This window comes from Achromobacter sp. Root170 (assembly GCF_001428165.1).
GTDB classification, from domain to species: domain Bacteria; phylum Pseudomonadota; class Gammaproteobacteria; order Burkholderiales; family Burkholderiaceae_B; genus Achromobacter; species Achromobacter mucicolens.
Window position 1 is genome coordinate 834,221 of record NZ_LMHN01000012.1, and the last position, 26,183, is coordinate 860,403.

General features: G+C 64.7%; 27 protein-coding genes and 1 tRNA gene. 19 read left to right on the forward strand and 9 right to left on the reverse strand.

What is annotated here, in order from left to right; translation table 11 throughout:
- The first annotated feature begins 191 nt into the window (after window positions 1-191).
- Together ASD87_RS14015 and ASD87_RS14020 are read left to right on the forward strand one after the other, a co-directional pair.
- Window positions 192-437 carry a hypothetical protein gene (locus tag ASD87_RS14015; protein ID WP_056322490.1) on the forward strand — a complete coding sequence of 82 codons (246 nt, stop codon included), beginning with the start codon at window positions 192-194 and terminating at the stop codon, window positions 435-437.
- A 184-nt stretch (window positions 438-621) separates the two neighbouring features.
- A complete protein-coding gene (locus ASD87_RS14020; RefSeq protein WP_056322493.1) occupies window positions 622-894 on the forward strand; it encodes a hypothetical protein in 273 nt (90 codons plus the stop codon).
- Window positions 895-904: 10 nt separating this feature from the next.
- Here ASD87_RS14020 and ASD87_RS14025 read toward each other — a convergent pair whose 3' ends face one another.
- Together ASD87_RS14025 and ASD87_RS14030 are read right to left on the reverse strand one after the other, a co-directional pair.
- Window positions 905-1,468, reverse strand: a complete 564-nt coding sequence (locus ASD87_RS14025; RefSeq protein ID WP_056322495.1) for a DedA family protein — start codon at window positions 1,466-1,468, stop codon at window positions 905-907.
- Window positions 1,465-2,904 (reverse strand): PLP-dependent aminotransferase family protein, encoded by a 1,440-nt coding sequence (locus tag ASD87_RS14030; RefSeq protein ID WP_056322498.1) that lies wholly within the window; start codon window positions 2,902-2,904, stop codon window positions 1,465-1,467. Before ASD87_RS14030 ends, ASD87_RS14025 begins: the two co-directional genes overlap by 4 nt.
- Window positions 2,905-3,073: 169 nt before the next feature.
- On the opposite strand from ASD87_RS14030, the gene ASD87_RS14035 reads away from it, so the two are divergent.
- The 4 genes from ASD87_RS14035 to ASD87_RS14050 all read left to right on the forward strand — a co-directional run bounded on the left by ASD87_RS14035 (window position 3,074) and on the right by ASD87_RS14050 (window position 5,652).
- The gene (locus ASD87_RS14035; RefSeq protein WP_056322764.1) at window positions 3,074-3,454 is read left to right on the forward strand and encodes a hypothetical protein; all 381 of its coding nucleotides are present in this window, start codon (window positions 3,074-3,076) and stop codon (window positions 3,452-3,454) included.
- A 20-nt stretch (window positions 3,455-3,474) separates the two neighbouring features.
- Window positions 3,475-3,551 (forward strand) — tRNA-Met (locus ASD87_RS14040).
- Between the two features lie 224 nt (window positions 3,552-3,775).
- A complete protein-coding gene (locus tag ASD87_RS14045) occupies window positions 3,776-4,120 on the forward strand; it encodes a hypothetical protein (RefSeq protein WP_056322501.1) in 345 nt (114 codons plus the stop codon).
- A 296-nt stretch (window positions 4,121-4,416) separates the two neighbouring features.
- Window positions 4,417-5,652, forward strand: coding sequence for a TIGR03862 family flavoprotein (locus tag ASD87_RS14050; protein WP_056322504.1), 1,236 nt, complete (start codon window positions 4,417-4,419; stop codon window positions 5,650-5,652).
- 37 nt (window positions 5,653-5,689) lie between these two features.
- On the opposite strand, the gene ASD87_RS14055 is transcribed toward ASD87_RS14050, so the two are convergent.
- Window positions 5,690-6,094 carry a hypothetical protein gene (locus ASD87_RS14055; protein ID WP_056322507.1) on the reverse strand — a complete coding sequence of 135 codons (405 nt, stop codon included), beginning with the start codon at window positions 6,092-6,094 and terminating at the stop codon, window positions 5,690-5,692.
- A 73-nt stretch (window positions 6,095-6,167) separates the two neighbouring features.
- Complete coding sequence (locus ASD87_RS14060; RefSeq protein WP_056322508.1) at window positions 6,168-6,518, reverse strand: hypothetical protein; 351 nt, start codon at window positions 6,516-6,518, stop codon at window positions 6,168-6,170.
- A 190-nt stretch (window positions 6,519-6,708) separates the two neighbouring features.
- Here ASD87_RS14060 and ASD87_RS14065 point away from each other — a divergent pair, with 190 nt between their 5' ends.
- The 5 genes from ASD87_RS14065 to ASD87_RS14085 all read left to right on the forward strand — a co-directional run bounded on the left by ASD87_RS14065 (window position 6,709) and on the right by ASD87_RS14085 (window position 10,772).
- Window positions 6,709-6,843 (forward strand): entericidin A/B family lipoprotein, encoded by a 135-nt coding sequence (locus ASD87_RS14065; protein WP_056322511.1) that lies wholly within the window; start codon window positions 6,709-6,711, stop codon window positions 6,841-6,843.
- Between the two features lie 133 nt (window positions 6,844-6,976).
- The gene (locus ASD87_RS14070) at window positions 6,977-7,408 is read left to right on the forward strand and encodes a BPTD_2524 family lipoprotein (protein ID WP_056322513.1); all 432 of its coding nucleotides are present in this window, start codon (window positions 6,977-6,979) and stop codon (window positions 7,406-7,408) included.
- 3 nt (window positions 7,409-7,411) lie between these two features.
- Window positions 7,412-7,822 (forward strand): hypothetical protein, encoded by a 411-nt coding sequence (locus ASD87_RS14075; RefSeq protein WP_056322516.1) that lies wholly within the window; start codon window positions 7,412-7,414, stop codon window positions 7,820-7,822.
- A 98-nt stretch (window positions 7,823-7,920) separates the two neighbouring features.
- Window positions 7,921-9,213, forward strand: coding sequence for an aspartate carbamoyltransferase (locus tag ASD87_RS14080; protein ID WP_056322519.1), 1,293 nt, complete (start codon window positions 7,921-7,923; stop codon window positions 9,211-9,213).
- A 125-nt stretch (window positions 9,214-9,338) separates the two neighbouring features.
- Window positions 9,339-10,772, forward strand: coding sequence for a diguanylate cyclase (locus ASD87_RS14085; protein ID WP_056322522.1), 1,434 nt, complete (start codon window positions 9,339-9,341; stop codon window positions 10,770-10,772).
- 54 nt (window positions 10,773-10,826) lie between these two features.
- Here ASD87_RS14085 and ASD87_RS14090 read toward each other — a convergent pair whose 3' ends face one another.
- Entirely contained in the window at window positions 10,827-11,726 is a 900-nt protein-coding gene (locus tag ASD87_RS14090; protein WP_056322525.1) for a recombination-associated protein RdgC, read from the reverse strand.
- 150 nt (window positions 11,727-11,876) lie between these two features.
- Between ASD87_RS14090 and ASD87_RS14095 the strand changes: the two genes are divergently transcribed.
- Window positions 11,877-12,086 carry a hypothetical protein gene (locus ASD87_RS14095; RefSeq protein ID WP_056322527.1) on the forward strand — a complete coding sequence of 70 codons (210 nt, stop codon included), beginning with the start codon at window positions 11,877-11,879 and terminating at the stop codon, window positions 12,084-12,086.
- 405 nt (window positions 12,087-12,491) lie between these two features.
- Here ASD87_RS14095 and ASD87_RS14100 read toward each other — a convergent pair whose 3' ends face one another.
- The 3 genes from ASD87_RS14100 to ASD87_RS14110 all read right to left on the reverse strand — a co-directional run bounded on the left by ASD87_RS14100 (window position 12,492) and on the right by ASD87_RS14110 (window position 16,527).
- Window positions 12,492-14,153, reverse strand: coding sequence for an MFS transporter (locus ASD87_RS14100; RefSeq protein ID WP_056322531.1), 1,662 nt, complete (start codon window positions 14,151-14,153; stop codon window positions 12,492-12,494).
- A 195-nt stretch (window positions 14,154-14,348) separates the two neighbouring features.
- Window positions 14,349-15,725 (reverse strand): sensor histidine kinase, encoded by a 1,377-nt coding sequence (locus ASD87_RS14105; protein WP_156403425.1) that lies wholly within the window; start codon window positions 15,723-15,725, stop codon window positions 14,349-14,351.
- A gap of 112 nt (window positions 15,726-15,837) precedes the next feature.
- Entirely contained in the window at window positions 15,838-16,527 is a 690-nt protein-coding gene (locus tag ASD87_RS14110; protein ID WP_056322537.1) for a response regulator transcription factor, read from the reverse strand.
- 273 nt (window positions 16,528-16,800) lie between these two features.
- Between ASD87_RS14110 and recA the strand changes: the two genes are divergently transcribed.
- Both recA and recX read left to right on the forward strand, forming a co-directional pair.
- A complete protein-coding gene (gene recA, locus ASD87_RS14115) occupies window positions 16,801-17,862 on the forward strand; it encodes a recombinase RecA (protein WP_056322539.1) in 1,062 nt (353 codons plus the stop codon).
- 119 nt (window positions 17,863-17,981) lie between these two features.
- A complete protein-coding gene (gene recX / locus ASD87_RS14120) occupies window positions 17,982-18,710 on the forward strand; it encodes a recombination regulator RecX (RefSeq protein ID WP_156403419.1) in 729 nt (242 codons plus the stop codon).
- 90 nt (window positions 18,711-18,800) lie between these two features.
- Here the strand turns inward: recX and ASD87_RS14125 are convergent, their stop codons facing one another.
- Window positions 18,801-19,718 carry a LysR family transcriptional regulator gene (locus ASD87_RS14125; protein WP_056322542.1) on the reverse strand — a complete coding sequence of 306 codons (918 nt, stop codon included), beginning with the start codon at window positions 19,716-19,718 and terminating at the stop codon, window positions 18,801-18,803.
- Between the two features lie 185 nt (window positions 19,719-19,903).
- Here ASD87_RS14125 and metE point away from each other — a divergent pair, with 185 nt between their 5' ends.
- The 5 genes from metE to ASD87_RS14150 all read left to right on the forward strand — a co-directional run bounded on the left by metE (window position 19,904) and on the right by ASD87_RS14150 (window position 26,148).
- On the forward strand, window positions 19,904-22,201 hold the full coding sequence (gene metE, locus ASD87_RS14130; RefSeq protein ID WP_056322769.1) for a 5-methyltetrahydropteroyltriglutamate--homocysteine S-methyltransferase: 2,298 nt from the start codon (window positions 19,904-19,906) through the stop codon (window positions 22,199-22,201).
- 307 nt (window positions 22,202-22,508) lie between these two features.
- Complete coding sequence (locus tag ASD87_RS14135; RefSeq protein WP_056322544.1) at window positions 22,509-23,111, forward strand: DUF2889 domain-containing protein; 603 nt, start codon at window positions 22,509-22,511, stop codon at window positions 23,109-23,111.
- Between the two features lie 10 nt (window positions 23,112-23,121).
- Window positions 23,122-24,282: an ADP-forming succinate--CoA ligase subunit beta gene (gene sucC / locus ASD87_RS14140; protein WP_056322547.1), complete on the forward strand. Its 1,161-nt coding sequence runs from the start codon at window positions 23,122-23,124 to the stop codon at window positions 24,280-24,282.
- 21 nt (window positions 24,283-24,303) lie between these two features.
- Window positions 24,304-25,185 carry a succinate--CoA ligase subunit alpha gene (gene sucD / locus ASD87_RS14145; protein ID WP_056322550.1) on the forward strand — a complete coding sequence of 294 codons (882 nt, stop codon included), beginning with the start codon at window positions 24,304-24,306 and terminating at the stop codon, window positions 25,183-25,185.
- Window positions 25,186-25,449: 264 nt separating this feature from the next.
- Window positions 25,450-26,148, forward strand: a complete 699-nt coding sequence (locus tag ASD87_RS14150) for a TerC family protein (RefSeq protein ID WP_056322553.1) — start codon at window positions 25,450-25,452, stop codon at window positions 26,146-26,148.
- The last annotated feature ends 35 nt before the right edge of the window (window positions 26,149-26,183 follow it).

Consider the following 26,183-nt stretch of genomic DNA (forward strand, 5'->3'; position numbering starts at 1 on the left):
TTGTGCCGGGCGTCTGAAGGCAGCGCCGGCGGCGTGCGCCGCGGTGCCCTTGCGGCTACGCTTCATGCTAGCGCCGACCCCCGTGCTTGCCTAGCCGCGGCAGGGGGTACGGCACTTGCGGCCCCGGCCCGACGCGCGCGGGCGCCATGCTAGGATTTGCGCCAAATTTCATTGCCAGGAGGCTTTACATCATGGATATCCAGGAACAGATCGCCGTCGTCGTGCACACCATCTCGCATCAGGGCGGCCGCATCGATGCGCTCAATGCCACGCTGCTTTCGGTGCTGCAATTGGTGAAGAGCTCGCCGGGGCTGCGCGAGGCCATCGAGGCGCAGCTCGAACAGAACTATTCCAGCCTGCTTGCGCGCTCGGAGAACCCGCAATACGTCGCGGGTTTCGAAAGCGTGCGCGACATGGTCGTGACTGCCTTGAAGTGATGTGCGCGGCGGCAGTTACCCACAACTTCTGTGGACAAGCCTTGGGATAGTGCGGGCATAGATGCCCAAATTCCTTTAATTACAACGGCTTGCGCGGAGCGGTCAAAAGCGGCTCCCTGGCGCATGCGCGGTGCGCAGCCGGACTGCCGCCACGACGGGCCAAGCCCGGGTAATATGCGGCCCCATGCGGAATCAGTATTCATTGGAAGGCCGGAGCCACGCCCTCGCGGCGCGCGTTTCGGAAGCGGCAAAGCTGGCGGCGTTCGACCCCGGCAAGCTTTCCCCCGAGGCGAGGGAAAGCTGGGAGCGCATGGGCCACGGCTTCAAGGCGTGGCACGACTTCGACCAGCGCCACCCGATCCTGCGCCGCCTTGCGCGGCTGCCGATCATCGGCGCCCTGTACCGCAAGGCGCGCCGCCGCCATGTGCAGCGGGCCAGCGGCAAGCTGGTCTTCTGAGCGCCGGCCGCTATCCGCGGCGGCGCGCATGAAGCCGGTAGGCCAGCCACACCAGCACGCCTAGCGCAGCCGCGACCGCCAGCTTGGTTTCCACGCCGTGCAGGCGGCCCAGCAGCGCCTCGATCGTCCGTCCGAACACGAAGCCCAGCAAACTGAAGCAGACCGCCCAGATCATGGCCGCGATGGCGTTCAACACCAGGTAGCGCAGGGCCGGCACCTTGGATATGCCGAGCGCCACGGGGCCGACCGTGCGCAAGCCATACAGAAAGCGCAGCGCCAGGATGAAACCGTTGGGATACCGGTCGATGGCCGACAGCGCCCTGTGGAACGCCGGCTTGGCGCGGATGCGCTGCACGTAGCGGTGGTCCCGGTAGCGGCGTCCCACGAAGAACAGCACCTGATCCGCCATGAACGAGCCAGCGAACGCGCAGAGCGTGACGTAGGGCAGGTGGAACAGTCCCTGGTGCGCCAGGAAGCCCGCAAACACCACCACGCTTTCGCCTTCCAGGAAGGTTCCGCCCAGCACGGCCCACAGGCCGTAGTCCGCGATGAATTGATGCAGTGCCGCGTTCATCCTGTCCTTTCTTCAACGATGCGCGCGAGCGCCACCAATGCATGTGAGACTTCCGGGGTGATGCGTTGCCCGCAACTGATACGCAGGAAGTGGTCGTAGCGGGCGCCATTCGAAAACATGGCGCCGGGCGCCACGCGTATGCCTTGCCGCAATCCGGTCTCGAAGACGTCCATGCCGGACACGCCCGCGGGCATTTCCACCCAGAGCAGCATGCCGCCTTGCGGCACGCTCAGCCGCGTGCCGCGCGGGAAGTGCGCGGCGATGGCCTCGGCGGTCAGGTCGCGCTGTGTCTTTAACTCGCGGCGCAGCCGGGTCAGGTGGCGGTCGTAGGCGCGCGAGCCCATGAACTCCGCCACAGCGATCTGGGCCAGCGGTTCGTTGGGGCGGCTTTGCGCAAACTTGAGCATGGCGATCCGGGCCTTCCAGCGGCCGCCCAGCAGCCAGCCCAGCCGCATGCCCGGCGCCAGCGTCTTGTGCATCGAAGAGCAATAGATGACGTTGCCGGTGGCATCCCAGGATTTGGCGGCCGCCAGCGGCGTGTCGTCGTCGGTCAGGGCGCCGTAGGTGTCGTCCTCGATGAGCGGCACCTGCTGGCGCTCGCACAGGGCCACCAGCCGCGCCTTGTGCGCGTCGGGCATCACGCAGCCCAACGGATTCTGGAAGTTCGGCACCACAACCACGGCGCGGATGTTGCCGTGGGTCTGGAAGGCCAGGTCCAAGGCTTCGATCGACAACCCATGCTGCGGGCTAGTGGGGATCTCGAGCGCGCGCATTCCCAGGCTTTCCAGGATCTGCAGCAAGCCAAAGTAGGCGGGCGACTCCACCGCGATGGTGTCCCCGGGCCGGGCGACGGCGCGCAGCGCCAGATTCAGGGCTTCGATGCAGCCATGCGTGACGATGACGTCGTCCGGCGTCGCGTTGATGCCATTGGCCAGCGCCCGGCGGGCCAGCACCCCGCGCAGGTCGGGATGCCCTTGGGGCGGCACCGGGCTGACCAGCACTTCGGGCGATTGCCGCAGCGCCCGCGTCATTGCCTGCTTGAGCGCCTCCATGGGATACGCCTGCGGCACCGCCGCAGCCAGGGCGAAGTTGGCGCTGACAGGATGGGCCTCGCACTTGGCGATGAAGTCCGAGACGCGATCGTGGATGCCGACATACTGCGCCGCGCCGAGCGTCTGGCGGATGTCCGGCTCGGACACGGGTGGAATGCTGTTGCGCCGGGGTTTGAGAACAAAATAGCCGGAGCGGGGGCGGGCCTCGATCAGGCCATCGTCCTCGAGCTGGCGGCAGGCCTGCAGGGCCGTGGACAGGCTGACATGATGCGTGCGCACCAGCGTGCGGACGGACGGCATGCGCTGCGCGGGGGCGAGCACGCCGGTCTGGATGGCGCGCCGGTAGTGGTTGGCCAGGCGAAGGTACAGCGGTTGGGGTTCCATGCGCCGATCTTGCTCCCCTGCGTTGGGCCGTGGGTAGGCACAGATGAGGGCAAAGTACACCATAACAGCGACAAAATCGAGCCTCTGCATCGGTACAGAAAGCCGATTTGTGTGGCTGTTGCGCAAAGCAGGGCGCGCGTAGCCTGTCATGGTGCTTCTGGAGACCATCATGACCCCGCAATCCACCCCCGACTTGCCAGGCCAGCGCCTGGATCTTCCCGCCGGCGCCAGCCGGATGTTCGTGCTGCGCGCAGGCGCCGCCGTCGTCTGCACTGAAGGCAGCGTGCGCGTCGAAGAGGGCGCAAACGGCCTGGAAGCCGCGAACGGTCTGCATCGCGTCGTTCCGGTTCGCCTGAACGCAGGGGAGGCGCACGGCGTGACCTACGGGGGCGCGGTGCGCGTGATCGCGCTGGGCGGCGCACAGGTGATATGCCTGGATGCCGAAGGCCGTTTGCCTTCGGTCATGCGCCGGGCAGCCGGCTTTTTTCATCGTTTCGTGTCGAAAAACGGAAACATTCGCCTGGGTGCGCTGCACAAGATTTCAAAATGATGTATGATTCACACATCAGACGCGGGGTGGAGCAGTCTGGCAGCTCGTCGGGCTCATAACCCGAAGGTCGTAGGTTCAAATCCTGCCCCCGCAACCAGTTTCAAGCAGTACCCGGTCTTGCAAGCGGCGCGTTTCACATGCCCCGGCAAGGCCACAGCAAAAAAGCCGCGACGCCGTCGCGGCTTTTTTTCGTCTGCCGATTGCGCTGGGTCATGCCGCGCGTGCGTTCGGAGTTTCCCCGATAGCCGCGCCCGGACACGGCCGCGCACCCTGCGCTACCATGGGTCACGCGCGCTACATTGCCGCACAAAAGGAGTGTCCATGGGAACCGCAAAATACGATCATCCCGGCTACGTTGCTGATACGGGCGCTGAGGGCAAGTACCACGTGGGCATCTGGTGCCCGCACGGGTATCCCGCCCACATCCATATCGGCCGTCCGGCCGACCGCGGCGATCCCCATGCATTGCTGAGACTGCGCATTCCCGACGGCGTCTTCCAGTCGCTGCCGGACGACCCCGAAACCCTGTGCCGCCGCGCGTTGGGGCAGGCGCTGGATGCCGGGCTGCTGCGCACGGTCGCCGTCGATGGCGAGTACCAGGAACTGCGTTTCCAGCTGGATGCCGAGCCCTGGTCCGGCCCGATGCAGGCGGCCGAGCGCGCCTGATTCTTGTCTGAATCGCCGCGGCAGTTACCCACAGGGATTGTGGAAAACCCTTGGGATAGCTGCTGCGTATATGCAATTTCTCTAGCAGAAACATGGGCTTGGCGCCGGCGGTCAAGAAGTGGCCGCCGTTGCGCTTTCCGGGCAGTCAAAGCGGGCGATCCCGCTGCCAGCCGGCGCAGCCATGAGACAATCTGCGTCCCCACGGCCCGACGTCCGAACGTCATCTTCGTCCCGGTTTTCTCCCGCATGCGTTCCGCTTTTCCCCTTCCGCGTCCTGTCACCAAGGCGACGGCGCCATGAGCCTGTCCGCCAAACGCGTTGCCATCATCGGGGGCGGCCCGGCCGGCCTGATGGCCGCCGAAAAGCTGAGCGAAGCGGGGGTGCAGGTCGACGTGTTCGACGCCATGCCCTCGGTGGGACGCAAATTCCTGATGGCGGGACGGGGCGGCCTGAATTTGACGCACAGCGAGCCCGCCGAGCCCTTTCTTGCCCGCTACGGCGATCGCGCCCCTTTCGTGCAGCCGTGGCTGCAGAAGATGGGCGCCGCCGCGCTACGCGAGTGGGCTCACGCGTTGGGCATCCAGACCTTCGTGGGTTCATCGGGCCGGGTGTTTCCCCAGGAGATGAAGGCCGCGCCGCTTTTGCGCGCCTGGCTAGCCCGGCTGCGCGGACAGGGCGTTCGCTTTCACATGCGGCACCGCTGGCTCGGCTGGCGCGGCGGCAAGCCCGGTGTGGACGCGTTGCGCTTCGAGACGCCCGCCGGCCAGACGCAGCATGCGGCGGATGCCGTCGTGCTGGCGCTGGGCGGCGGCAGTTGGGCCAAGCTGGGATCCGATGGCGCCTGGGTGCCGGATTTCCAGTCGCACGGTGTGCCGGTTGCGGCATTGCGGCCCGCCAATTGCGGGTTCGACGTCGCTTGGTCCGATCACTTCCGCAGCCGCTTTGCCGGTCAGCCCGTCAAATCGGTGTCCATGGCCTGCGGCGGACTTCGCCGCCAGGGCGAGTTCGTCGTATCGGAAACCGGGATCGAAGGCAGCCTCGTCTATGCCTTGTCGGCCCCCCTGCGGGACCGGATCGACACCGGCGGCAGCGCCGTGGCCTTGCTGGACCTTGCGCCGGACTGGCCTCACGAGAAGGTGATGGCCGCAGTGACGCATCCGCGCGGCGCGCGCTCGATGTCGAGCCACTTGCAAAGCCGCCTGGGGCTGACGGGCGTGAAGGCGGGCTTGCTCAGAGAGTGCGCCAGTGCCGACGACTTCAAGGATCCGGAGCGGCTGGGCCAGCGAATCAAGGCCTTGCCCTTGACGCTCCTGCGGCCTCGTCCGATCGACGAAGCGATCAGCACCGCAGGCGGGGTGGCATTCGACGGGTTGACCGCCGGGCTGATGCTGAAAGCGGTGCCCGGCGTTTTCTGCGTGGGGGAAATGCTGGATTGGGAAGCGCCGACAGGCGGCTACCTGTTGACGGCCTGCATGGCCAGCGGCGTGGCCGGCGCGGCTGGCGTCATGGAATTCCTGAATCCGCAATCCTGAACCGGCAGTCCTCTGCGAACTGCCTGGCAAGCGGCGATCAGGAGCCCGTCGTGTGCGGGGCCATGCCGACCGGCGCGCGAGGCGCCAGATCGCCGACCACGTGGCCCACCACGGGCGGGCCGCCCTCGGGCTGCGAGATGATGCCGATCACGCGGGTGATGGCGCTGGCGGGAATGGTCGTGCCGTGCGCGGGATCCTGCACCAGTTGCCAGATCGTGGCGTTGCCCATGCCGGTGTCGCCTTCGGTCAGGTCCAGGTTGTCCAGGCAGTTACGCGCAAAGGAAGACCAATCGGAAGCATTGCAGGGCAGGCCATGAGACGTGGCGAGCCGGGCCAGGGCCAGCGGCGCGTCGGCCTGGCTGGCGGCATGCTGAGCGGCGGTGCCCAGCGTCACGTCCAGGGAAAGCAGGCGGAGAAACTCAACAACGTTGTCCGTGCTCATCTTGTGGTCTCCTTCCTTTGGGGGCTGCTCTGTTCGATCGCCGGGGGCGCCAGTTTCCAGGGAGTCATCCCGGTCACTGTCCCAGCATCGACACCAGCGACTGCTTCAGACGCGGCGAAAAAATCGGCACCGTGTGCGATACGCCGCTGCGGTCGATGCCTTCCTTGAGTTGGACTGACTGCCCCTGGAATATATCCGGGGCAGCGGAAATTTCGTTGTACCGCGCCAGCAGCTCATTGACCTGGGCCTGCGCGTCAGCCAGCGTGCTGCTGTCAGCCAGCTTGCCCGCGGCATGCGCCTGCAAAATGCGATGCAGATCGTCGATGAACAGCGCCAATGCGGCCTGCCCACGGCATTGAGGCTGTTGCCAGCCCCAGCCTTGCGGACCGGCGCCAGCGGGTTGCGATGCTTGTGTCTTCGTCATGTGCGCATCCTAATCCATTGGCGACAAATACGCGACAGCCGAGAATGCCTCGCAAATGTCACCGGCGCGTAAGGGTGGTGACGGTTTCTTGGCAGCGTTGTTACAGGTGGCGCGCTCGTGTCACGCAAAAAACGGGGCCTTTGAGGTATGCTGGGTTTCGTTTTTTCCATGCCCAGACAGGAGATGTCTTATGAAGAACAGAGTCTTTCTCGTCATGATGCTTTCGATTGCTGCGCTGACGGCCGGGTGCAACACCGTCGCCGGGGCCGGCAAGGATATCCAGCGAGGCGGGGAAAAGATCGAGGGGGCCGCGGAAAAGCGGTAGTGCGTCTGGCTCGCCGCCGTTCGGGCGGCGCAAGGCCACGCCAGAAGTGCCACGAGATTGGCATTTCCAGCGTGGCCTTTTTGCTGCCGCTGGCATAATCGCGGAAGTCCGAATAGCAATGGCGGGAAGAATCATGCGCAAGTCTGTATGGGTGGGTGTCGCGTTGGCGGCTACGTTGGCCGGATGCGCCAGCACCGGCGTCTACGAGTCGGAAACCGCAAAGAAAGAGACCTTCAGCGTCGACACCAATTACCAGGCGGCCTTCCGCCGCGCCGGCGAATACGTGCGCACCTGCCACACGCAGGTCAGCCATCCGTACGGCGTCTCCTATGCCTGGCGCCACACGCTGGGCCAGAAGGGCGCGCCGGACGAGATCCAGCTCTACAAGGTCGGTCAGCCCGCGACGGTGCTGGAATTGATTTCCGCGGAACCCGCAGGCCCTGCCAACGCCAAGGTGACCGTGACGGTCCTGGGCGAAGGCCGGTGGGACGAAGCCGAAATCGCGGCGGCGCGCAAGTCGATCCAGAGCGCGACGCCGATCTGCCGTAGCGCCAGCGGCGGCTGATACATGGATCCCCGCGCCCAGCAGATCCGTGCCAATGGCCTGTCGTTCGCGCTGCTGGCAGGCGCGTTCCGGTTCCTGGGGTGGCTGAACGGCGCGGCCGCCCTCGTCCTGGTGGGTTTTTCGCTAGGCATCGTGGGCGGGGACATTGCCGCGCCCGATCTCCAGATTCCCCTCATCCTTTTTCTGGGCGGCCTCATGCTGGCTTGCCTGGGTGTGGCGTTTGCCTACCTTGCGCAGGTCAGCCTGTTGCGGCAAGGCTACAACGGCCATCTGACGCGCGGTCATTGGCCCGCGCAGTTGCTGGCGCTACTTTGCTATGTGGCCAGCGCGCTGGCATTCTGCGGCGCCTGCTGGTTTGCGGCGGCGCAGGCAGTGACGGACACCCCAAAGGCGGCGGCTTACGCACAGCGTTAAAACGCGGGTAAACCCGTATGCGCAAAAATATTGGACTTGTGTAGACGTACGGAATAATATGCGCACTGCGTATATAACTCCTCTTCTTGGGGCCCGTCATGAGCATCTCCCAGCAAGCCTTTCTGCGCGACGCCATGCGCCGCCTCAACCTCACCCGCGACGTGTTCGCCACCCGCATCGGCGTCAAACGCCGCGCGCTGGACACCTGGCTGTTGCCTGAAGGCTCGCAGGAGTTCCGAGCCATGCCGGAAGTGGTGCAGCGGTTCGTCAGCGAAATCGTGCAAAACGGCGTGCTGCTCGAAAAATATACGCAAAGCGTACAAGACGGCCCCTTGCGTGACCGCATTGCCGTCGAAGGCAAGAATCAGCTCCTGTCGGTGGACCAATTCACCCGCGATTCCGTCGAAGACCTGTTCCGCGTCGCCGACATGATGCAGCCCATCGCGCGCCGCCAGAAGGTGTCGCGAGTGCTGGAAGGCGCCGTGCTGGGCAACCTGTTCTTCGAGGCCAGCACCCGCACCCGCGTGAGCTTCGGATCCGCGTTCTGCCGCCTGGGCGGGTCGGTGTGCGACACGACCGGCTTCACGTTTTCATCGATGGCCAAGGGCGAATCCATCTACGACACCAGCCGCGTCATGAGCGGCTACGTGGACGCCATGGTCATTCGCCATCCCGACCAGGGTTCGGTCGCGGAATTTGCGCGTGCGACGAACATTCCCGTGGTCAACGGCGGTGATGGCCCCGGCGAGCACCCCAGCCAGGCGCTGCTGGATCTGTACACGATCCTGACCGAGTTCTCGCGCCTGGGCAAACTGCTGGACGGCGCGCACATCGCCATGGTCGGCGACCTGAAGTATGGCCGCACCGTGCACTCGCTCATCAAGCTGATGGCGCTGTACAAGAACGTGAAGTTCTCGCTGATCTCGCCCAAGGGCCTGGAGATGCCGACCTACATCGTCGAGCAGGCCAGCCGCAACGGCAACATCATCGAGCAGAAGTCCTCGCTGGCCGAGGGCCTGGCGGGCGCCGACGTCATCTACGCGACGCGCGTGCAGAAAGAGCGTTTCGCCAACGAAGAAAACGAAGGCTATACGCCCGACTTCCAGGTCAACCGCGCCATCATCGACGCCTACTGCAGCCCCGAGACAATCGTGATGCACCCGCTGCCGCGCGACAGCCGTCCGGGCGCCAACGACCTGAGCGTGGATCTGAACCACGATCCGCGTCTGGCGATCTTCCGCCAGACCGACAACGGCATTCCCATCCGCATGGCGATCTTCGCGGTGCTGCTGGGCGTCGAAGGCCTGGTGCAGCATTCGCTGCGCGACGTGACGTGGCAACATCCGTCGCACGTCGGTCCCGACGATTCGGTCTTCCACGGCCTGGATTGAGGCCAGACGCCCGTGGCGGCGCCGCGAAAGCGGTCCCGCCACGGGGAATTCAAGCATAATCCGCGCTGGTTTTACGGGCGAGTGCCGCTATCAGGCGCGCACGCCGTTCTTGGGCGGATGATCTTATGTCTTCGAGCAGTTCCGATGTTCCTCCTGCCGCGGCCGCCGCCGATGCAGCCAGCGGCCAGGCGTGCTACCTGAGCGCCTCCAATGCGCAGGCCTGGGAAGCGGTCTATCAATCGGTCGACGCCAATACGCGCGGCCAAGTCGCGGCACTGGTGTCCGACCATGCCGCGCAACTGGTGGATGCCTTCTATTCCACCTTGCTTGCCGATGCCGAAGCCGGCCCGCGGCTCTCTCACGAAATCGTCTCGACCCGCCTGCACCGCGGCATGACGCATTGGCTGAAAGGCCTGCTCTGCGTGCACGAGCAAGGCGATATCGACGTGCTGATGGCCACGCAGAAGAAGGTCGGCGAGGTTCACGCGCGCGTCCATATTCCGATCCATCTGGTGATGGCGGGCGCCCGCATCCTGAAGAACGAAATCGCGCAGCGCCTGCGCGCCGGCGGCCTGGAAGGCCAGGCGGCGTCCGTGGCAACGCAGTACGTGTGCAATCTGTTCGACCTGGCCATCGAACAGATGAGCCGCGCGTTCATGCGCGACATCAATCGGGGCGCCCGCAACGACGAGGCCTATCGCCTCTTTGCGTTGGGCCAGAACATTTCGACCGAACGCGAGCGGCAACGCGCCGCCTTGCTGGAATGGAGCCAGGCGGTGCTGATCGGCCTGCACTACCGCACGCCGGAGCAGGCGCTGCCGCGGCTGGCCGCCTCGGAGTTCGGGCTCTGGCTGCAGCACAAGGGCGCGGTGCTGTTCGAAAGCGCGCCGGCGCTGCGGCAGATCGTCGAGGCCGTGGCGCGGCTGGATGACACGGTGCTGCCGGGGATGATGCAAAGCGCCAGTCAGGCGCCGGAATCGCTGCCCAATCAGGTGCGCGAACTGCAGGAGCTGGTGGCGCGCATCAAGCATCTGCTCAACGGCCTCTTTGACATGGTGGCCGAGATCGAAAGCGGCAGCGATCCGCTGACCAACGTGCTCAACCGGCGTTTCCTGCCGTCCGTCATCGGCCGCGAGATCTCGCTGGCGCAGCGTCAGCGGTCAAGCTTTTCGGTGCTGTTGCTGGACATCGATCACTTCAAGGCCATCAACGATGCGCACGGCCACGCGGGCGGGGACCAGATCCTGCGCCAGTTTGCCGAAGTTGTGCACCAGACCTGTCGATCCAGCGACTTCGTGTTCCGTTATGGCGGCGAGGAATTTCTTGTCGTGCTGGTGGACACGGGGCCGGGCGCTGCGCTGGCCGCCGCCGAAAAGCTCAACGCCGAGATTCGCCGGCATCGCTTCGTGATCGCCGAGTCCGGCGCGATGCATGTGACAGCCAGCATCGGCGTGGCGTCCTTCGACGGCCATCCCGACTACGCCTACCTGATCGATCGCGCCGACAAGGCGCTGTACAAGGCCAAGCAGGCGGGCCGCGACCGCAGCGTCGAGGCATGAAAAAGGGCCGCTCGACAAGAGCGGCCCCTGGTGTTGCTGCCGGTTAAAGGCGGCTTAGATCTTCTTTTCGCCGCCCAGCGCTTCGACCAGTTCGGCCATCATCTTGGCCAGTTCGCCGGTCATCAGCATCATGTCGGAATCAAACTTTTCGTCGTCGTTTGCGGCCACGCCTTCGTTGCCTTCCTTCAGCACGTCCAGCGGCGCCACGCGCTTGACGTCCAGGCCTTCGGTCAGGACGAACGACACGCGGTCGGCCCACGTCATGGCCAGGCGGGTGCACTGCTTGCCCGACTGGATGTGACGGCGCACGTCGTCAGCGTCGATGGAGTGCTTTACGTAGCGGATCGCGGCGCCGCTTTCACCGGACGAGCGCAGTTCGGTGTCCTGGTCGATGGTGAAGTTGGTGGGCGCTTCGTCCTCGGCCAGCCAGCCGGTCATGGCGGAGGCCGGCGATTGGGCGACGTACAGGTTTTCCAGCGGGAAGGGATCGACGCACTTGGCGAGCAGGCCGATGACTTCGTCGGCCTTGGCCGAAGCGGCCGCGTCAATGACGAGCCAGTTGTTCTTCGGGTCGATCCACACGCGCGTGTCGCGATAGACGCTGAAGGCGCGCGGCAGGAGCTCGTCCGTGACGCGCTCCTTGATTTCCTTCATCTGCTTGCGGCCAGGCTTGTGGCCTTGCTGCTCTTCGATTTCCTGGGCGCGCGCCTTGGCGACCTGGTTGATGACCGTGCCCGGCAAGAGCTTCTTTTCAGCGCGCAGGCTGAGCAGGATCTGGCCGTTCACTTCGTGGGCCAGGCCGCCGTTCTCGCGCGGGGGCACCCAGCCCAGGCTTTGCATTTCGAGGTTGTTGCCGGTCTGGTAGGCATGGCGCGCCAGCGTTTCTTCAAGCTGCTCGCCGGTCAGGGTCCAGGGCGAGGAGAGGCGGTAAATCTTGAGATTCTTGAACCACATGAGCGTCGGCCAAAAGGGTTGATTCTATACGACGCGGCGGCTTTGCCGAAGGGGGCAGGCACGCTGGCAACAGGCGACACGTTCTGTCACTGACAGGGGGCAGCCTATCCGGTAATGTCCCGCGCACCAACGTGAGATTGGAGTGGAAAGATGAAAATCATTGGCGCGATCCTCATTGTCCTGGGCGTGGTTGCCCTGGCCTATAAGGGCTTTAGCTACAAGTCCGAAGAAACGGTTCTGCAGATCGGATCTGTGAAGGCCACGGCGGAAACCGAGAAGTCGGTGCCCATCCCGACGTGGGCAGGCATTGCCGCGATCGTGGCGGGTGTGGTCGCCATCGGCGTGGGCATGCGTCGTTGATACGCGCCGGCCGCAAGGCCGGCCGTGCAGCATGAAGAGGGCGGTCGCGCTGCGGCCGCCCTTAGTCTTTTGCGGGCCGCCGCCGCGATTGTCGCGCCCACGGTTTTGCCGCCGCAAAAAAAGCGGCCCGGCTCAATAAAGAGTCGGGCCGGTACGGGAGCACGCAATGCCGCGTCATAAAAGGCTCGCGGGGAACGCGGCATTGGTGTCAGATCAGCAGCCCTGCAATTGTCTGACAGGGGGATCAATCGTCAGGCAATCTTGCGCAAGGCCGTAATCTGAGCGCTCAGTCTACTGGCGCAGGTCTGACATGGTCCTGAAAGTGCGGCACAAAAAAAAAGCTCCGCGAGGAGCTTTTGAAAGGCCGGGCAGGCGCAGCAGTCCCGCCCGGCGGGGGATGGTTTGTCAGGCGTTGATGTCGTTGTCCTTGGATTCGCGCACGAAGAGCGTGCCGACCACCAGAGTCATGACGGCGATGATGATCGGATACCACAGGCCGTCGTAGATGTTGCCGGTGGCCGCGACCACGGCGAATGCGACCGGAGGCAGGAAGCCGCCGAACCAGCCGTTGCCGATGTGGTAGGGCAGGCTCATCGACGTGTAGCGGATGCGCGTCGGGAACATCTCCACCAGCATGGCGGCGATCGGACCGTAGACCATGGTCACGTACAGCACCAGGATCGTCAGCAGCACCACGACCATCACGTTGTTGGTCTGGGCCGGATCGGCCTTGGCCGGGTAGCCGTGGCTGCGGATCGAGGCGGTCAGCGTCTTGTCGAGTTCGGCGACCTTGGCCTTGAACTCGGCCGGCGCCAGCGAACGGCCGTCGAACGAGGTGAACTCTTCATTGCCGATCTTGACGCGGGCCACGGAGCCGGCTGGAGCCGCTTCGTTGCGGTAGTTCACCGAGTTGCGGGCCATGAACGACTTGATCACGTCGCAAGAGCTGGTGAACGAGGCCGTGCCCACGGGGTTGAACTGGAACGAGCAGGTGCTCGGATCCGCGATCACCGTGACCGGGGCGGTGGCTTGCGCCTTTTCAAGCGCCGGGTTGGCGAAGTGGGTCAGGCCCTGGAAGATCGGGAAATAGGTCGCCGCGGCGATCAGGCAGCCCGCCATGATGATGGGTTTGCGGCCGATCCTGTCCGACAGCGCGCCGAAGATCACGAAGAAGGGCGTGCCGATCAAGAGGGCGATGGCGATCAGGATGTTGGCGGTGTTGGCGTCGACCTTCAGCGTCTGCGTCAGGAAGAACAGCGCGTAGAACTGGCCCGTGTACCAGACCACGGCCTGGCCTGCGGTCAGGCCCAGCAGCGCCAGCAGCACGACCTTCAGGTTCTTCCATTGGCCGAACGATTCAGCGATCGGCGCCTTCGAACCCTTGCCTTCTTCCTTCATGCGCTTGAAGGTGGGGGACTCGTTCAGTTGCAGCCGGATCCAGACCGAGATGCCCAGCAGCACCACCGAGATCAGGAACGGAATGCGCCAGCCCCAGGCCTTGAAGTCGTCTTCGCCCATGACCGTGCGGATGCCCAGGATGATCAGCAGCGACAGGAACAGGCCCAGCGTCGCGGTGGTTTGAATCCAGGACGTGTAGAAGCCGCGGCGGCCATGCGGGGCGTGTTCGGCGACGTAGGTCGCCGCGCCGCCGTATTCGCCGCCCAGCGCCAGGCCTTGCAAGAGGCGCAGGATGATCAGGATGGCGGGAGCGGCCAGGCCGATGCTGGCGTAGCTGGGCAGGATGCCGACCAGGAACGTCGACAGGCCCATGATCACGATCGTGACCAGGAAGGTGTATTTGCGACCGACCAGGTCGCCCAGGCGGCCGAACACCAGCGCGCCGAACGGCCGCACCGCGAAACCTGCCGCGAAGGCCAGCAGCGCGAAGATGAAGCCCGCGGTCGGGTTCACGCCGGAAAAGAAGTGTTGGGCAATGATGGCTGCGAGCGAGCCATACAGATAAAAGTCGTACCACTCGAACACCGTGCCGAGCGAAGACGCGAAGATGACCTTGCGCTCCTCCTTGGTCATCGGACGCGGATCCGCGGATGGACCGCGGCCTGCCATGGTAGTTGTGCTCATGATGTCTCCTCGTTTTTAGGCCGGCGGTTTTCCGCCGTGCTTGACCCTCCGCCGGCGCGGCCGACATCGAGCTAAGCGTCACATTGGGGCGCGACGCTGACGAGGTTCTGACGGGACCCTTACTTGAATCTTAAAATTGAAACAAATGGTAAGTGCTCCGGGGAAGGCTAGGGATAGTCCTTAGCTTTCGGCGGGCTCGGGCGGGGGCGTGTAGAGGGGAAAAGCGACGCGGATGCGGGTGCCGGGCAGGTCGGAATGTTCGGTGGGATGGTCGCTGATCACGACGCTGGCCTGATGCTTCTGCGTGATCTCGCGCACGATGGCCAGGCCCAGGCCGCTGCCGTCGGAGGACGTGCCCAGCACGCGGTAGAAGCGGTCGAACACGCGCTCGCGCTCTTCGGGCGCAATGCCCGGTCCCGAGTCCTCGACCTCCAGGAGCCCCTCGCCGTCCGCCTGCAGCACGCGCACGGTGATATGCCCGCCGCGAGGGGTGTAGCGCAGGGCGTTGTCCACCAGGTTGTTCAGCAGTTCGGCCAGCAGCAGCGGGTTGCCGTTGATTTGGACGGGCGTGTCCGACCCCTCGAAACCGAGATCCGTGTTCAGCGACAGTGCGAGCGGCACCCAGTGCATCGTCTGCTCGTAGGCGATGGCGTTGATGTCGGTGCGGGTCAGGCCGATGGCGCTGGGGTTTTCGGCGCGTGCCAGCAGCAGCAGCTGATTGACGAGCCGGGTCGCCCGTTCCGAGCCGGTGACCAGTTGCCGGAGGCTGGACTGCATTTCCTCGGGGCTGGCGTCGCGCAGCGCCAGTTCCGCCTGCGTGCGCAGTCCCGCAAGCGGGGTCTTCAATTGATGCGCGGCGTCGGCCACGAAGCGGCGCTGCGCCTGCACGTTGGCGGACAGCCGGTCCAGCAGGTCGTTCATGGCCGCGACCAGCGGCGCGATCTCGGAGGGCGCGGCCCGCTCGTCGATGGGCGAAAGATCGTCGGGACGGCGGGCGCGCAGGCGCTGCTGCAGCGCATTCAACGGCGCCACGCCGCGGGACAGCCCGAACCAGACGAGCAGCACGGCGATCGGCAGCACCACAAATTGCGGGATGATGACGCCCTTGATGATGTCGTTGGCCAATTGCGTGCGCTTTTCGACGGTCTCGGCCACGATGAGAAGCGCCGGCTGCGTGCCCGGCAGATGCAGGTCGACCCAGGTGAACGCCAGCCGGATGCCAAAGCCGCGCAGCGTGTCGTCCTCGTATTGGACCTCGCCGGGGCGGGGCTGTCCCACGGTGGTGGGCAGCGGCAGCGCGCGGTCGCCGCCCAGGTATTCGCCCCGGCTGCCCAGCGCCAGCCAGAACACGCTATCCGTCTCGTCGGCGCGCAGCACGTCGCGCGCGGCGTCGGTCATCTTCAGCACCGCGCGGCCATCCTGCGCGTGGACCTGGCGCGTCAAGACGTGCAGGTTGTTGGCCAGCGCGCGGTCGTACGGCACGTTGGCGATGTTCTGCGCGACCACATAGGTGATTGCGACGCTCATGGGCCACAGCAGGAACAGCGGCGCCAGCATCCAGTCCAGGATTTCGCCCAGCAGCGAACGTTGGGGCGGCGCAAAGCTCGGGCCCTTGGACCCGGCTTGCATGATATCCAGGGCTTCCTGGTTGAGCGGCTCTGGTGAGGGCTCAGCTTGCGAGGTACGCCGCACCCTGGTCCCGCTCAAGACAGTAGCCCAGGCCGCGCACGGTGACGATCTTCACGCCGCTGGGCTCGAGCTTTTTGCGCAGGCGATGCACGTAGACCTCGATGGCGTTGGTGCTGACCTCCTCGCCCCATTCGCACAGATGGTCGACCAGTTGGGTCTTGCTGACCATGCGTCCGCTGCGCGTCAGCAGGATTTCGAGCAGGCTGACCTCGCGGGCCGACAGATCCAGCGTCTGGTCGTCCACGATGGCGACACGGCCAGTCTGGTCAAAGAGCAGCTTGCCGTGCTTGATCATCGTGCCGCCGCCGCCCGCGCCACGCCGCGTCAGCGCGCGCACGCGGGCTTCGAGCTCGGACAGCGCGAAGGGCTTGGCCATGTAGTCGTCCGCGCCCAGGTCCAGGCCCTTGACGCGCTGCTCGATGCTGTCGGCGGCGGTCAGGATGAGGACGGGCAGGGCGGAGTTGCGGGCACGCAGGCGGCGCAGCACTTCCAGGCCGGCCAGTTGCGGCAGCCCGAGATCGAGGATGAGCAGGTCGAAGGCCTGGGCGGCCAGCGCGGAATCGGCGGCAAGCCCGTCGCGCACGGCGTCCACTGCATAGCCGTTGTGGCGCAACGAGCGGGACAGGCCATCGGCCAGGATGCTGTCGTCTTCGGCGATCAGGATACGCATGGGCTGCTGCTAGGAAGATACACGCCGGCCCGGGGGACGGAGAAAGGCGAAAATACCGGGATCGCTCCGGATTCTGTCATACGGCGCCGGGCTTGCCACTCAGGGTATACGTGCAAAAGACTGGCACACTGGTTTTTTGTACAGTACAATCCGATGCCATAATCTGATCCGTAGCTCAAGGCTCCACGTCAGGCCGTAGGGCAGGCATCAAGCCCGGCCAGCTCAGACCCGCAGTTTTTCCGACTTCCAGATACGTTACAGACAGGACTCCTCATGGACGACAAAACCACCAAGGCCGCCGCTTCGGAAAAGGCCAAGGCGCTCGCCGCAGCGCTTTCGCAGATCGAAAAGCAGTTCGGCAAGGGCTCGATCATGCGCTACGGCGACAACGAGGTCTCGCACGACATCCAGGTGGTTTCCACGGGTTCGCTCGGTCTGGATATCGCGCTGGGCGTCGGCGGCTTGCCGCGCGGCCGTGTCGTCGAAATCTACGGTCCGGAATCGTCGGGCAAGACCACCCTCACGCTGCAGGTCGTCGCCGAAATGCAAAAGCTGGGCGGCACCTGCGCCTTCGTCGACGCGGAACACGCACTGGATGTCCAGTACGCGTCCAAGCTGGGCGTCAACCTGGCCGACCTGCTGATCTCGCAGCCGGACACGGGCGAGCAGGCGCTGGAAATCACCGACGCGCTGGTGCGCTCGGGTTCGGTCGACCTGATCGTCGTCGACTCGGTGGCCGCGCTGGTGCCCAAGGCCGAAATCGAAGGCGAAATGGGCGATTCGCTGCCCGGCCTGCAGGCCCGTCTGATGAGCCAGGCGCTGCGCAAGCTGACCGCCACCATCAAGAAGACCAACTGCATGGTCATCTTCATCAACCAGATCCGGATGAAGATCGGCGTCATGTTCGGCAACCCCGAAACCACCACCGGCGGCAACGCGCTCAAGTTCTACGCGTCCGTGCGCCTGGATATCCGCCGCATCGGTTCCATCAAGAAGGGCGACGAGGTCGTCGGCAACGAAACCCGCGTCAAGGTCGTCAAGAACAAGGTTGCGCCGCCGTTCAAGCAGGCCGAGTTCGACATCATGTATGGCGCCGGCATCTCGCGCGAAGGCGAAATCATCGACCTGGGCGTGGCCGCCAACGTCGTCGACAAGTCGGGCGCCTGGTACAGCTACAACGGCAACCGCATCGGTCAGGGCAAGGACAACGTGCGCGAATACCTGAAAGAGCATAAGGACATGGCCATCGAAATCGAAAACCGCGTCCGCGAAAACCAGGGCATCGTCAGCCGCGCCGCTGAATTCGTGCCCACGGCGGAAGACACCGCCGAATAATCCCGGCCATTCGACAGGGCTCGCCACGGTTCAGGCAAGTCCCATCGCCGGCCCGGCTGGGCTGGCAAACTGCGGCAGGCGCCAAGATGGGCCTGCCGTTTTGTTTAGCAGGAAAGCGCATGAGCTGGAAATCGACTCCCGCGTCCGCCGAGCGCCAACGCGCCAGGTTGGACGACGAATTCGAAACGGTCGCCAAGCCGCAAGGCTTGCGGCGCACGTCCGATGCGCGGGTGGCCCGCGAAACCGCAGCGTCTGACGATTCGGCCGATGGCGCCGAATCCTCCAGCCTGTGGCAACGCAGTTCCGAGCAGCGCAGTTCCGATCGCCGCGGCGCCGCGCGCGGCCGGCGTGCTGACACCGCCGCCAGCGCCGACGAGGCGTCAACGTCCGACGGCAAGCAGGCGCGCAAGGGGCCGTCACTGAAGATGCGGGCAGTGGGGTATCTGTCGCGGCGCGAGCACGCGCGCGAAGAATTGGCGCGCAAGCTGGCTGCTTACGCCGAAGATGCGGCCGAGGTCGAATCGGTACTCGACGCGCTTGAGAAAGAGGGCTGGCTGTCCACCGAACGCTTCGCCCAAAGCCTGGTTCATCGGCGCGCCTCGCGGCAGGGGGCGGCGCGCATCGTGCAGGAATTGCGCCAGCATGGCATGGACGACAACCAGGTCGCGGAACTGCGCGAACAACTTCGCGCCACCGAATACGACCGGGCGCTTGAGGTCTGGAAAAAGCGCTTCAGCGCCAAGCCCGAAGATCGCGCGGTCTACGCAAAGCAGGCGCGCTTTCTGGCCAGCCGGGGTTTCGCGCACGACGTCATCCGGCGCATCCTCGGCGAGGGCGACGAAGACTGACGCCCGGCCAGCCGGCGTGGTTTCCCGCAGGCATCTACCCACCCGGCGCCGCTGTGGCCGTCGTTGTTCCTTACGTTTTCACTTCGGTCGTCACTTCGCCGACTTGATGCCCGACAGCGTCTTGAAGCAGACGTCGCGGGTAATGGTCAGAAACTCGTCGATATACGAGGCGTCCGTGTCCTCGCTGCGCACGGTTGCATACAGCGTGCGCCACACGCCTTGCGGGCCCAGGCGGCAAAGCCGTAGCCATCCCTGATTCATGTATTCCGTCAGCGCCCAGTTCGGCAGGGCCGCCACGCCCCGATTGCTGGCCACCAGTTGCGCAATGATCGGCGTGAGTTCCGCCTTGCGGACCGCGGCGGGCTCCACGTCGGCCGGGTCCAGAAAGGCCGTGAAGACGTCCAGCCGCTGTTTGTCCACCGGATAGGTGATCAGCGTCTGGTCCGCCAACTGTTCCGGCAGGATAAATTTGCTGCCGGCGAGCGGGTTGGATTCGGACACGGCCAGCACCAGCTCATATTTGAATAGCGGCAGGTATTCCACCGCGTCCAGCGGCTGCGGGTCTGACGTGATGACCAGGTCCAGGTCGCCGCGCACCAGCGCGGGCAGAGGGGCGAACGAGAACGCCGCGGACAGGTCCAGCGCCACATCGGGCCATTGCACGCGGAAGGCGTCCAGCGCCGGCATCAGCCACTGAAAACAGGAATGACAGTCGATCGCCAGGTGCAGCCGGCCTGTGCGCCCAGCCGCCAGCCGCTGCAGGTCGCGTTCCGTGGCGCGGATGCGCGGCAGGACCTCATCGGCCAGCGCCAGCACCCGCAGCCCTGCCGTGGTCAGCCGGGCCGGCCGCGTGCGCCGATTCAGCAGAGGTGTGCCCAGGCGGGTTTCGAGATCCCGCAGCTGATGCGACAGCGCGGATTGCGTCAGGTGCAGGCGTTCTGCGGCTTCCTGAAGGCTGCCGCCATCCCGGATGGCGGTCAGTGTTTCTAGGTGGCGGATTTCTAGCATTGAGCGCGGCTGAGAGGGTCGGGATCCGGGGGCGGGATCCAGGCGCCGAACCCCGGCGGGTCGGCATGACTGCCTATTCTATGAGGTTTCCTCATCTTATGAATGCGTACATTGATTTTGATTCATTTTGATTTGGCCTCAGAATGATCGCCACTTGAACAAATTTTGTGGATGGCGGCTACAACATGACTACGATTCATAATTTGGGTTTCCCCCGGATCGGCGCCCAGCGTGAACTCAAGCGGGCGGTCGAGGCCTATTGGGCCGGCAAGCAGACCGCCGACGCCCTGGAAGACACGGGCCGTGAACTGCGCGCCCGCCATTGGCGCCTTCAGGCGGCGGCCGGCCTGAAGTTCGTGCCGGTGGGCGACTTCGCCTGGTACGACCAGATCCTGGAATGGACAACGCTGCTGGGCGCAGTGCCGGCGCGCTTCGGCCAAAAGGACAGCGAGCCGGTGTCCTTGGACACGCTCTTTCGCATGGGCCGCGGCCGCGCGCCGTCGGGCAAGCCCGCCGCCGCCTGCGACATGACCAAGTGGTTCGATACCAACTACCACTACATCGTCCCGGAACTGGTGCCCGGCCAGACCTTCCGCGTTGCCCGCGAAAGCCTGTTCGACCAGGTTAGGGAAGCCCAGGCGCTGGGTCTTGAGGTCAAGCCGGTCATTCCCGGCCCGCTGACATGGCTGTTCCTGGGCAAGGGCGACGCCTTTGCCGGCGGCGCCGCCGATGCCGGAAAACTCCAGCTTCTGGCAGCGCTGCTGCCGGTCTATGAAGAGGTGCTGGCGCGGTTTGCCAAGCTGGGCGTCGAGTGGGTGCAGATCGATGAGCCCATCCTGGCGCTCGACCTGCCGCAAGCCTGGCGCGATGCCTTCAAGCAGGCTTATGCCACGTTGTCCGCCAGCGCGGTCAAAGTGCTGGTCGCCACCTACTTCGACGGTCTGAAGGACAACCTCTCGACGGCGCAGGCCCTGCCGGTGGCCGGCCTGCACGTGGACCTGGTGCGTGCTCCCGAACAATTGGCCGACGTGGTGGCGGGCCTGAACGACGGGCAGGTCTTGTCCGCCGGCATCATCAACGGCCGCAACATCTGGCGCACCGATCTTGATGCCGCCATTGCGACGTTGGCCCCGCTTGCGCGCCAGCTTGGCGACCGACTGTGGTTGGCGCCGTCGTGCTCGCTGCTGCACGTGCCCGTCGACCTGGAAAACGAAACCGAACTGGACGCCGAACTCAAGAGCTGGCTGTCCTTTGCCGCCCAGAAGCTCGACGAGCTGAGCCTGCTGGGCCGCGCGCTGAGCAGCGCCACGGACCCCACGGTGCAGCAGGGGCTGGCAAGCCAGCGCGCGGCGCTGGCCGCGCGCCGCGCCTCGGTGCGCATCCACAACCCGGCCGTGGCCGAGCGCATGGCCGCAGCAAAGGGCATGTCGCGCGACCGGGCGCCGTTTGCAGGCCGCATCGCGCGCCAGCAGGAGCAGCTGGGGCTGCCCGCCTATCCCACCACCACGATCGGCTCGTTCCCGCAGACGGCCGAAATCCGCACGCTGCGCCGCGACTGGAAGGCGGGCGCCCTGACGGATTCCGCGTACGAAGCCGCCATCCGCAAGGAGATCGAAGAAGTGATCCGCTTCCAGGAAAAGGTGGGCCTGGACGTCCTGGTGCACGGCGAGCCCGAGCGCAACGACATGGTCGAGTACTTCGGGGAGCTGCTGGCCGGCTTTGCCTTCACGAAAAACGGCTGGGTGCAAAGCTATGGATCGCGCTGCGTGAAGCCGCCGATCATTTTCGGCGACGTGGCCCGTCCCGCGCCCATGACGGTAGGCTGGTCGTCCTACGCCCAGTCGCTGACCGACAAGCCGGTCAAAGGCATGCTGACCGGTCCGGTCACCATTCTGCAGTGGTCGTTCGTGCGTGACGACCAGCCGCGCGAAGCCACCTGCCGCCAGCTGGCGCTGGCGCTGCGCGACGAAGTCGTGGACCTGGAAGCGGCTGGGATCAACGTCATCCAGATCGATGAGCCGGCCATCCGCGAAGGCCTGCCGCTGCGCCGCGCCGATTGGCAGGCATACCTGGACTGGGCCGTGGACTGCTTCCGCCTGTCGACCGCCGGCGTGCGCGAGGAGACGCAGATCCACACGCATATGTGCTATTCGGAATTCAACGACATCATCGAATCGATTGCCGCCATGGACGCCGATGTGATCACGATCGAAACGTCGCGTTCCAATATGGAGCTGCTCAAGGCGTTTGAGGACTTCCGGTACCCGAACGACATCGGCCCGGGCGTGTACGACATCCACTCGCCCAACGTGCCCGAGGTCGGCTGGATGGTTGACCTGATGAACAAGGCCGCCGCCCGCCTGCCCAAGGAACGCCTGTGGGTCAATCCCGATTGCGGCCTGAAGACGCGCGCCTGGCCGGAAACAGAGGCCGCGCTGATCGGCATGGTCCAGGCGGCGCGCGCGCTGCGCGAGGCGGCCTGACGGCCGGTGGCGTCCCGGCGCACGCGCGCCGGGCCTCCTGCATTTCCAACCCGGCCGCGCGCCCCGCGCGCGCCGGGTTTTTGCCTGCTGCAGACGCCATTTCCAGTCCCACGCCGAGCCGCGCGGCGAAACCGGCAGGGGGCGCGTGGAAGGAGGGAAGTCACGGCGGCGCGGTCAGCGGACCGGACAGCGGGGCATCCGCCGCCCAATTAATACGATTGCGCGAATGCCGCCTGCGCTATACTTTGAAGGTTTTGTTGCCGCGCACCATACGCGCAGGCCATCTTTGCCCCGCAGGCCCCCTCGCATGCCCTTGCCACCGCCGGATTGTCCTCGCCAACCGCTGCATACGCGTTCCATACGTGTGCAGTCGTACGCGCGCGATGACGGCAACTGGGACCTGGAAGCCGAGCTGATCGACGTGAAAGCGTACGATTTTCCGAAGCGCGACGGCGAGATGTTCAAGGCCGGGCAGCCCATCCACCATATGCACCTGCGCATCACCATCGACGAGGAATTCTCGATCGTGGCGGCTCAGGCCGTCTATGATGCGGCGCCTTATGGCGAGCATTGCAAGGCCATCGAGCCGGCGTACACTGACCTGATCGGCATGAACCTGCTCAAGGGGTTCCGCCGCCAGGTCAAAGAGCGGTTCGGGCATGTGGAGGGCTGTACGCACATGACCGAACTGTCGCAGGTGCTTCCCACCGCGGCGGTCCAGACCATGGCCAACCGCCGGCGGCAGGAACCCAACCCGAACCGGCGTCCATTCCAACTGGACGGCTGCCATGCGCTCAGCACTGGCGGCCCTGTGGTGGCTGAGCATTATCCCGAGTGGTACACCGGGGGTAGCGCTGAGGCATCGGCCGAGTCGTCCTCCGATTCACCTTCTTTTTCTCATACGTCCTGACAGGTAACACATGAAAATCCACGAGTATCAAGGCAAGGAACTGCTGAAGCAATTTGGCGTCCCCGTGCCGCGCGGGATCCCCGCTCTTTCCGTCGACGAGGCCGTGGCTGCCGCTGAAAAGCTGGGTGGACCGGTTTGGGTCGTCAAGGCACAAATCCACGCGGGTGGCCGCGGCAAGGGCGGCGGCGTCAAGCTGGCCCGCTCGCTGGACGACGTCCGCAAGCTGGCATCCGAAATCCTGGGCATGCAGCTGATCACGCATCAGACCGGCCCCGAAGGCCAGAAGGTCCGCCGCCTGTACATCGAAGACGGCGCCGACATCCAGAAGGAATACTACGTTTCGCTGGTCACCGACCGCGCCACGCAGAATGTCGCTTTCATCGCTTCCAGCGAAGGCGGCATGGACATCGAGGAAGTGGCTCACTCCACGCCCGAAAAGATCATCACCGAATACATCGACCCGCTGGTTGGCCTTTCCGCCGAGCAAGCCACCAAGATCGCCAACGCGATCGGTCTGCCCGCCGACTCGACCGCCCAGGCCGTTGACGTGTTCCAGAAGCTCTACAAGTGCTACATGGACACCGACGCCTCCCTGGTCGAAATCAACCCCCTGAACCGCGACAGCAAGGGCAACATCATCGCCCTGGACGCCAAGTTCAACTTCGACTCCAACGCCCTGTTCCGTCATCCGGAAATCGTCGCCTACCGCGACCTGGACGAAGAAGATCCCGCTGAAATCGAAGCCAGCAAGTTCGACCTCGCCTACATCCAGCTCGACGGCAACATCGGCTGCCTGGTGAACGGCGCCGGTCTGGCCATGGCCACGATGGACACCATCAAGCTGTTCGGCGGCGAGCCGGCCAACTTCCTGGACGTCGGCGGCGGCGCCACGGCCGAGAAGGTCACGGAAGCCTTCAAGATCATGCTGGCCAACAAGAGCGTCAAGGCCATCCTGGTCAACATCTTCGGCGGCATCATGCGCTGCGACGTGATCGCCGAAGGCGTCATCACCGCTTGCAAGGCCGTCAACCTGAACGTGCCGCTGGTCGTGCGCATGAAGGGCACCAACGAAGAACTCGGCAAGAAGATGCTGGCCGACTCCGGCCTGCCGATCATCAGCGCCGACACGATGGCCGAAGCTGCCACCCGCGTCGTAGCCGCCGTCAAGTAAAGCAAAAATCAAGGATTCACAATGTCGATTCTGATCAACAAGGACACCAAGGTCATCACCCAGGGCATCACGGGCAAGACGGGCCAGTTCCACACCCGCATGTGCCGTGAGTACGCCAATGGCAAGGCCGCCTTCGTGGCCGGCGTGAACCCCAAGAAGGCGGGCGAGGACTTCGAAGGCGTGCCGATCTTCGCGTCGGTCAAGGACGCCAAGGCCGACACCGGCGCCACCGTCTCGGTCATCTACGTGCCGCCCGCCGGCGCCGCTGCCGCCATCTGGGAAGCCGTCGAAGCCGAACTGGATCTGGTGATCTGCATTACCGAAGGGATCCCGGTCCGCGACATGCTCGAAGTCAAGAACCGCATGAAGGCCAAGGGCAGCAAGACGCTGCTGCTGGGCCCGAACTGCCCCGGCCTGATCACCCCGGACGAAATCAAGATCGGCATCATGCCCGGTCACATCCACCGCAAGGGCCGCATCGGCATCGTCAGCCGCTCGGGCACCCTGACGTACGAAGCCGTGGCGCAAGTCACCGAACTGGGCCTGGGCCAATCCAGCGCTGTCGGTATCGGTGGCGACCCCATCAACGGCCTGAAGCACGTCGACGTGCTCAAGCTGTTCAATGACGATCCCGACACCGACGCCGTCATCATGATCGGCGAAATCGGCGGCCCGGACGAAGTCAACGCCGCGCAGTGGGCCAAGGACAACATGAAGAAGCCGGTCGTCGGCTTCATCGCTGGCGTCACCGCCCCTCCCGGAAAGCGCATGGGCCACGCCGGCGCGCTGATCTCCGGCGGCGCCGACACGGCCGATGCCAAGCTGGAAGTCATGGAAGCCTGCGGCATCCGCACCACGCGCAACCCCTCCGAAATGGGCAAGCTGCTCAAGTCGGTGCTGTAAGTTTCAGCAACGCGCGATAAAAAGCCCGCTTCGGCGGGCTTTTTTTTGCTCCGGGTTTTTGAGGCTTTCTTAGGGAAATCCCGCGTCCAGGAAGCGGCCGGGTCAATCATACGGAAAGCTGAACGAAACTATAATGAAAGAAATTTTGCGCGTACCAGCAAGAATGCCGTCGGGCTCGCACCAAGACGGTCAGTACGTTTTTGCGTTCAATTCATCCATTAATTTGGTTTTGTCCTAGGGGGATCACACCTAGGAAAGAGAGGCATGGAACTCAGTTCAGCGGCATTCTGGATCGCGTTGCTCCAGATCATTTGGGTCAACATTCTGCTATCGGGCGACAACGCCGTGGTTATTGCGCTGGCAGCGCGCTCGTTGCCTCCGGCACAACAGAAAAAAGCGATCGTGGTCGGTTCCGCCGCTGCGATCATCATGCGTATCGTACTGACGCTCGTCGCGGCCAAGCTGTTGTTGCTGCCGTGGCTCAAGCTGATCGGCGCGCTGCTCCTGGTCTACATCGGCGTCACCTTGCTGCTGCCCGAAGGCGAAGAAGACGGTGCCGGCAAGTCGCATGGCAACCTGTTGACCGCCATCCGCACCATCATGATCGCCGACCTGGTCATGAGCCTGGACAACGTGGTGGCCGTCGCCGCCGCTGCGATGGGCGACACGACGTTGCTGGTGCTCGGCCTGGCCATCAGTATTCCGCTGGTCATCTTTGGCAGCACGCTGCTCTTGAAGGTCATCGAACGCTTCCCGCTCATCGTCTGGGTTGGGGCGGCGCTGCTGGGTTTCATCGCAGGCGAGCTGCTGGTGGGCGACCCGGCGTTGCAAGAGCCGGTGGCGCGTATAGATGCCGCATTGGGCGTTACTCAGCACAGCTTCGCACTGATGTCGGGCGCGCTGGGCGCGGTGCTGGTGCTGCTGATTGGTAAAGTTTTGCTTGCGCGTCGGAAAGCTGACTGAAAGCTGAACTACAATAATATGTTTTTCTAAATAAA

Excerpts from the sequence above, each read along its gene's own strand:
- ASD87_RS14015 (WP_056322490.1), top strand. The coding sequence starts at position 192 with ATGGATATCCAGGAACAGATCGCCGTCGTCGTGCACACCATCTCGCAT.
- ASD87_RS14020 (WP_056322493.1), top strand. The coding sequence starts at position 622 with ATGCGGAATCAGTATTCATTGGAAGGCCGGAGCCACGCCCTCGCGGCG.
- ASD87_RS14025 (WP_056322495.1), bottom strand. The coding sequence starts at position 1,468 with ATGAACGCGGCACTGCATCAATTCATCGCGGACTACGGCCTGTGGGCC.
- ASD87_RS14030 (WP_056322498.1), bottom strand. The coding sequence starts at position 2,904 with ATGGAACCCCAACCGCTGTACCTTCGCCTGGCCAACCACTACCGGCGC.
- ASD87_RS14035 (WP_056322764.1), top strand. The coding sequence starts at position 3,074 with ATGACCCCGCAATCCACCCCCGACTTGCCAGGCCAGCGCCTGGATCTT.
- ASD87_RS14045 (WP_056322501.1), top strand. The coding sequence starts at position 3,776 with ATGGGAACCGCAAAATACGATCATCCCGGCTACGTTGCTGATACGGGC.
- ASD87_RS14050 (WP_056322504.1), top strand. The coding sequence starts at position 4,417 with ATGAGCCTGTCCGCCAAACGCGTTGCCATCATCGGGGGCGGCCCGGCC.
- ASD87_RS14055 (WP_056322507.1), bottom strand. The coding sequence starts at position 6,094 with ATGAGCACGGACAACGTTGTTGAGTTTCTCCGCCTGCTTTCCCTGGAC.
- ASD87_RS14060 (WP_056322508.1), bottom strand. The coding sequence starts at position 6,518 with ATGACGAAGACACAAGCATCGCAACCCGCTGGCGCCGGTCCGCAAGGC.
- ASD87_RS14065 (WP_056322511.1), top strand. The coding sequence starts at position 6,709 with ATGAAGAACAGAGTCTTTCTCGTCATGATGCTTTCGATTGCTGCGCTG.
- ASD87_RS14070 (WP_056322513.1), top strand. The coding sequence starts at position 6,977 with ATGCGCAAGTCTGTATGGGTGGGTGTCGCGTTGGCGGCTACGTTGGCC.
- ASD87_RS14075 (WP_056322516.1), top strand. The coding sequence starts at position 7,412 with ATGGATCCCCGCGCCCAGCAGATCCGTGCCAATGGCCTGTCGTTCGCG.
- ASD87_RS14080 (WP_056322519.1), top strand. The coding sequence starts at position 7,921 with ATGAGCATCTCCCAGCAAGCCTTTCTGCGCGACGCCATGCGCCGCCTC.
- ASD87_RS14085 (WP_056322522.1), top strand. The coding sequence starts at position 9,339 with ATGTCTTCGAGCAGTTCCGATGTTCCTCCTGCCGCGGCCGCCGCCGAT.
- ASD87_RS14090 (WP_056322525.1), bottom strand. The coding sequence starts at position 11,726 with ATGTGGTTCAAGAATCTCAAGATTTACCGCCTCTCCTCGCCCTGGACC.
- ASD87_RS14095 (WP_056322527.1), top strand. The coding sequence starts at position 11,877 with ATGAAAATCATTGGCGCGATCCTCATTGTCCTGGGCGTGGTTGCCCTG.
- ASD87_RS14100 (WP_056322531.1), bottom strand. The coding sequence starts at position 14,153 with ATGGCAGGCCGCGGTCCATCCGCGGATCCGCGTCCGATGACCAAGGAG.
- ASD87_RS14105 (WP_156403425.1), bottom strand. The coding sequence starts at position 15,725 with ATGCTGGCGCCGCTGTTCCTGCTGTGGCCCATGAGCGTCGCAATCACC.
- ASD87_RS14110 (WP_056322537.1), bottom strand. The coding sequence starts at position 16,527 with ATGCGTATCCTGATCGCCGAAGACGACAGCATCCTGGCCGATGGCCTG.
- recA (WP_056322539.1), top strand. The coding sequence starts at position 16,801 with ATGGACGACAAAACCACCAAGGCCGCCGCTTCGGAAAAGGCCAAGGCG.
- recX (WP_156403419.1), top strand. The coding sequence starts at position 17,982 with ATGAGCTGGAAATCGACTCCCGCGTCCGCCGAGCGCCAACGCGCCAGG.
- ASD87_RS14125 (WP_056322542.1), bottom strand. The coding sequence starts at position 19,718 with ATGCTAGAAATCCGCCACCTAGAAACACTGACCGCCATCCGGGATGGC.
- metE (WP_056322769.1), top strand. The coding sequence starts at position 19,904 with ATGACTACGATTCATAATTTGGGTTTCCCCCGGATCGGCGCCCAGCGT.
- ASD87_RS14135 (WP_056322544.1), top strand. The coding sequence starts at position 22,509 with ATGCCCTTGCCACCGCCGGATTGTCCTCGCCAACCGCTGCATACGCGT.
- sucC (WP_056322547.1), top strand. The coding sequence starts at position 23,122 with ATGAAAATCCACGAGTATCAAGGCAAGGAACTGCTGAAGCAATTTGGC.
- sucD (WP_056322550.1), top strand. The coding sequence starts at position 24,304 with ATGTCGATTCTGATCAACAAGGACACCAAGGTCATCACCCAGGGCATC.
- ASD87_RS14150 (WP_056322553.1), top strand. The coding sequence starts at position 25,450 with ATGGAACTCAGTTCAGCGGCATTCTGGATCGCGTTGCTCCAGATCATT.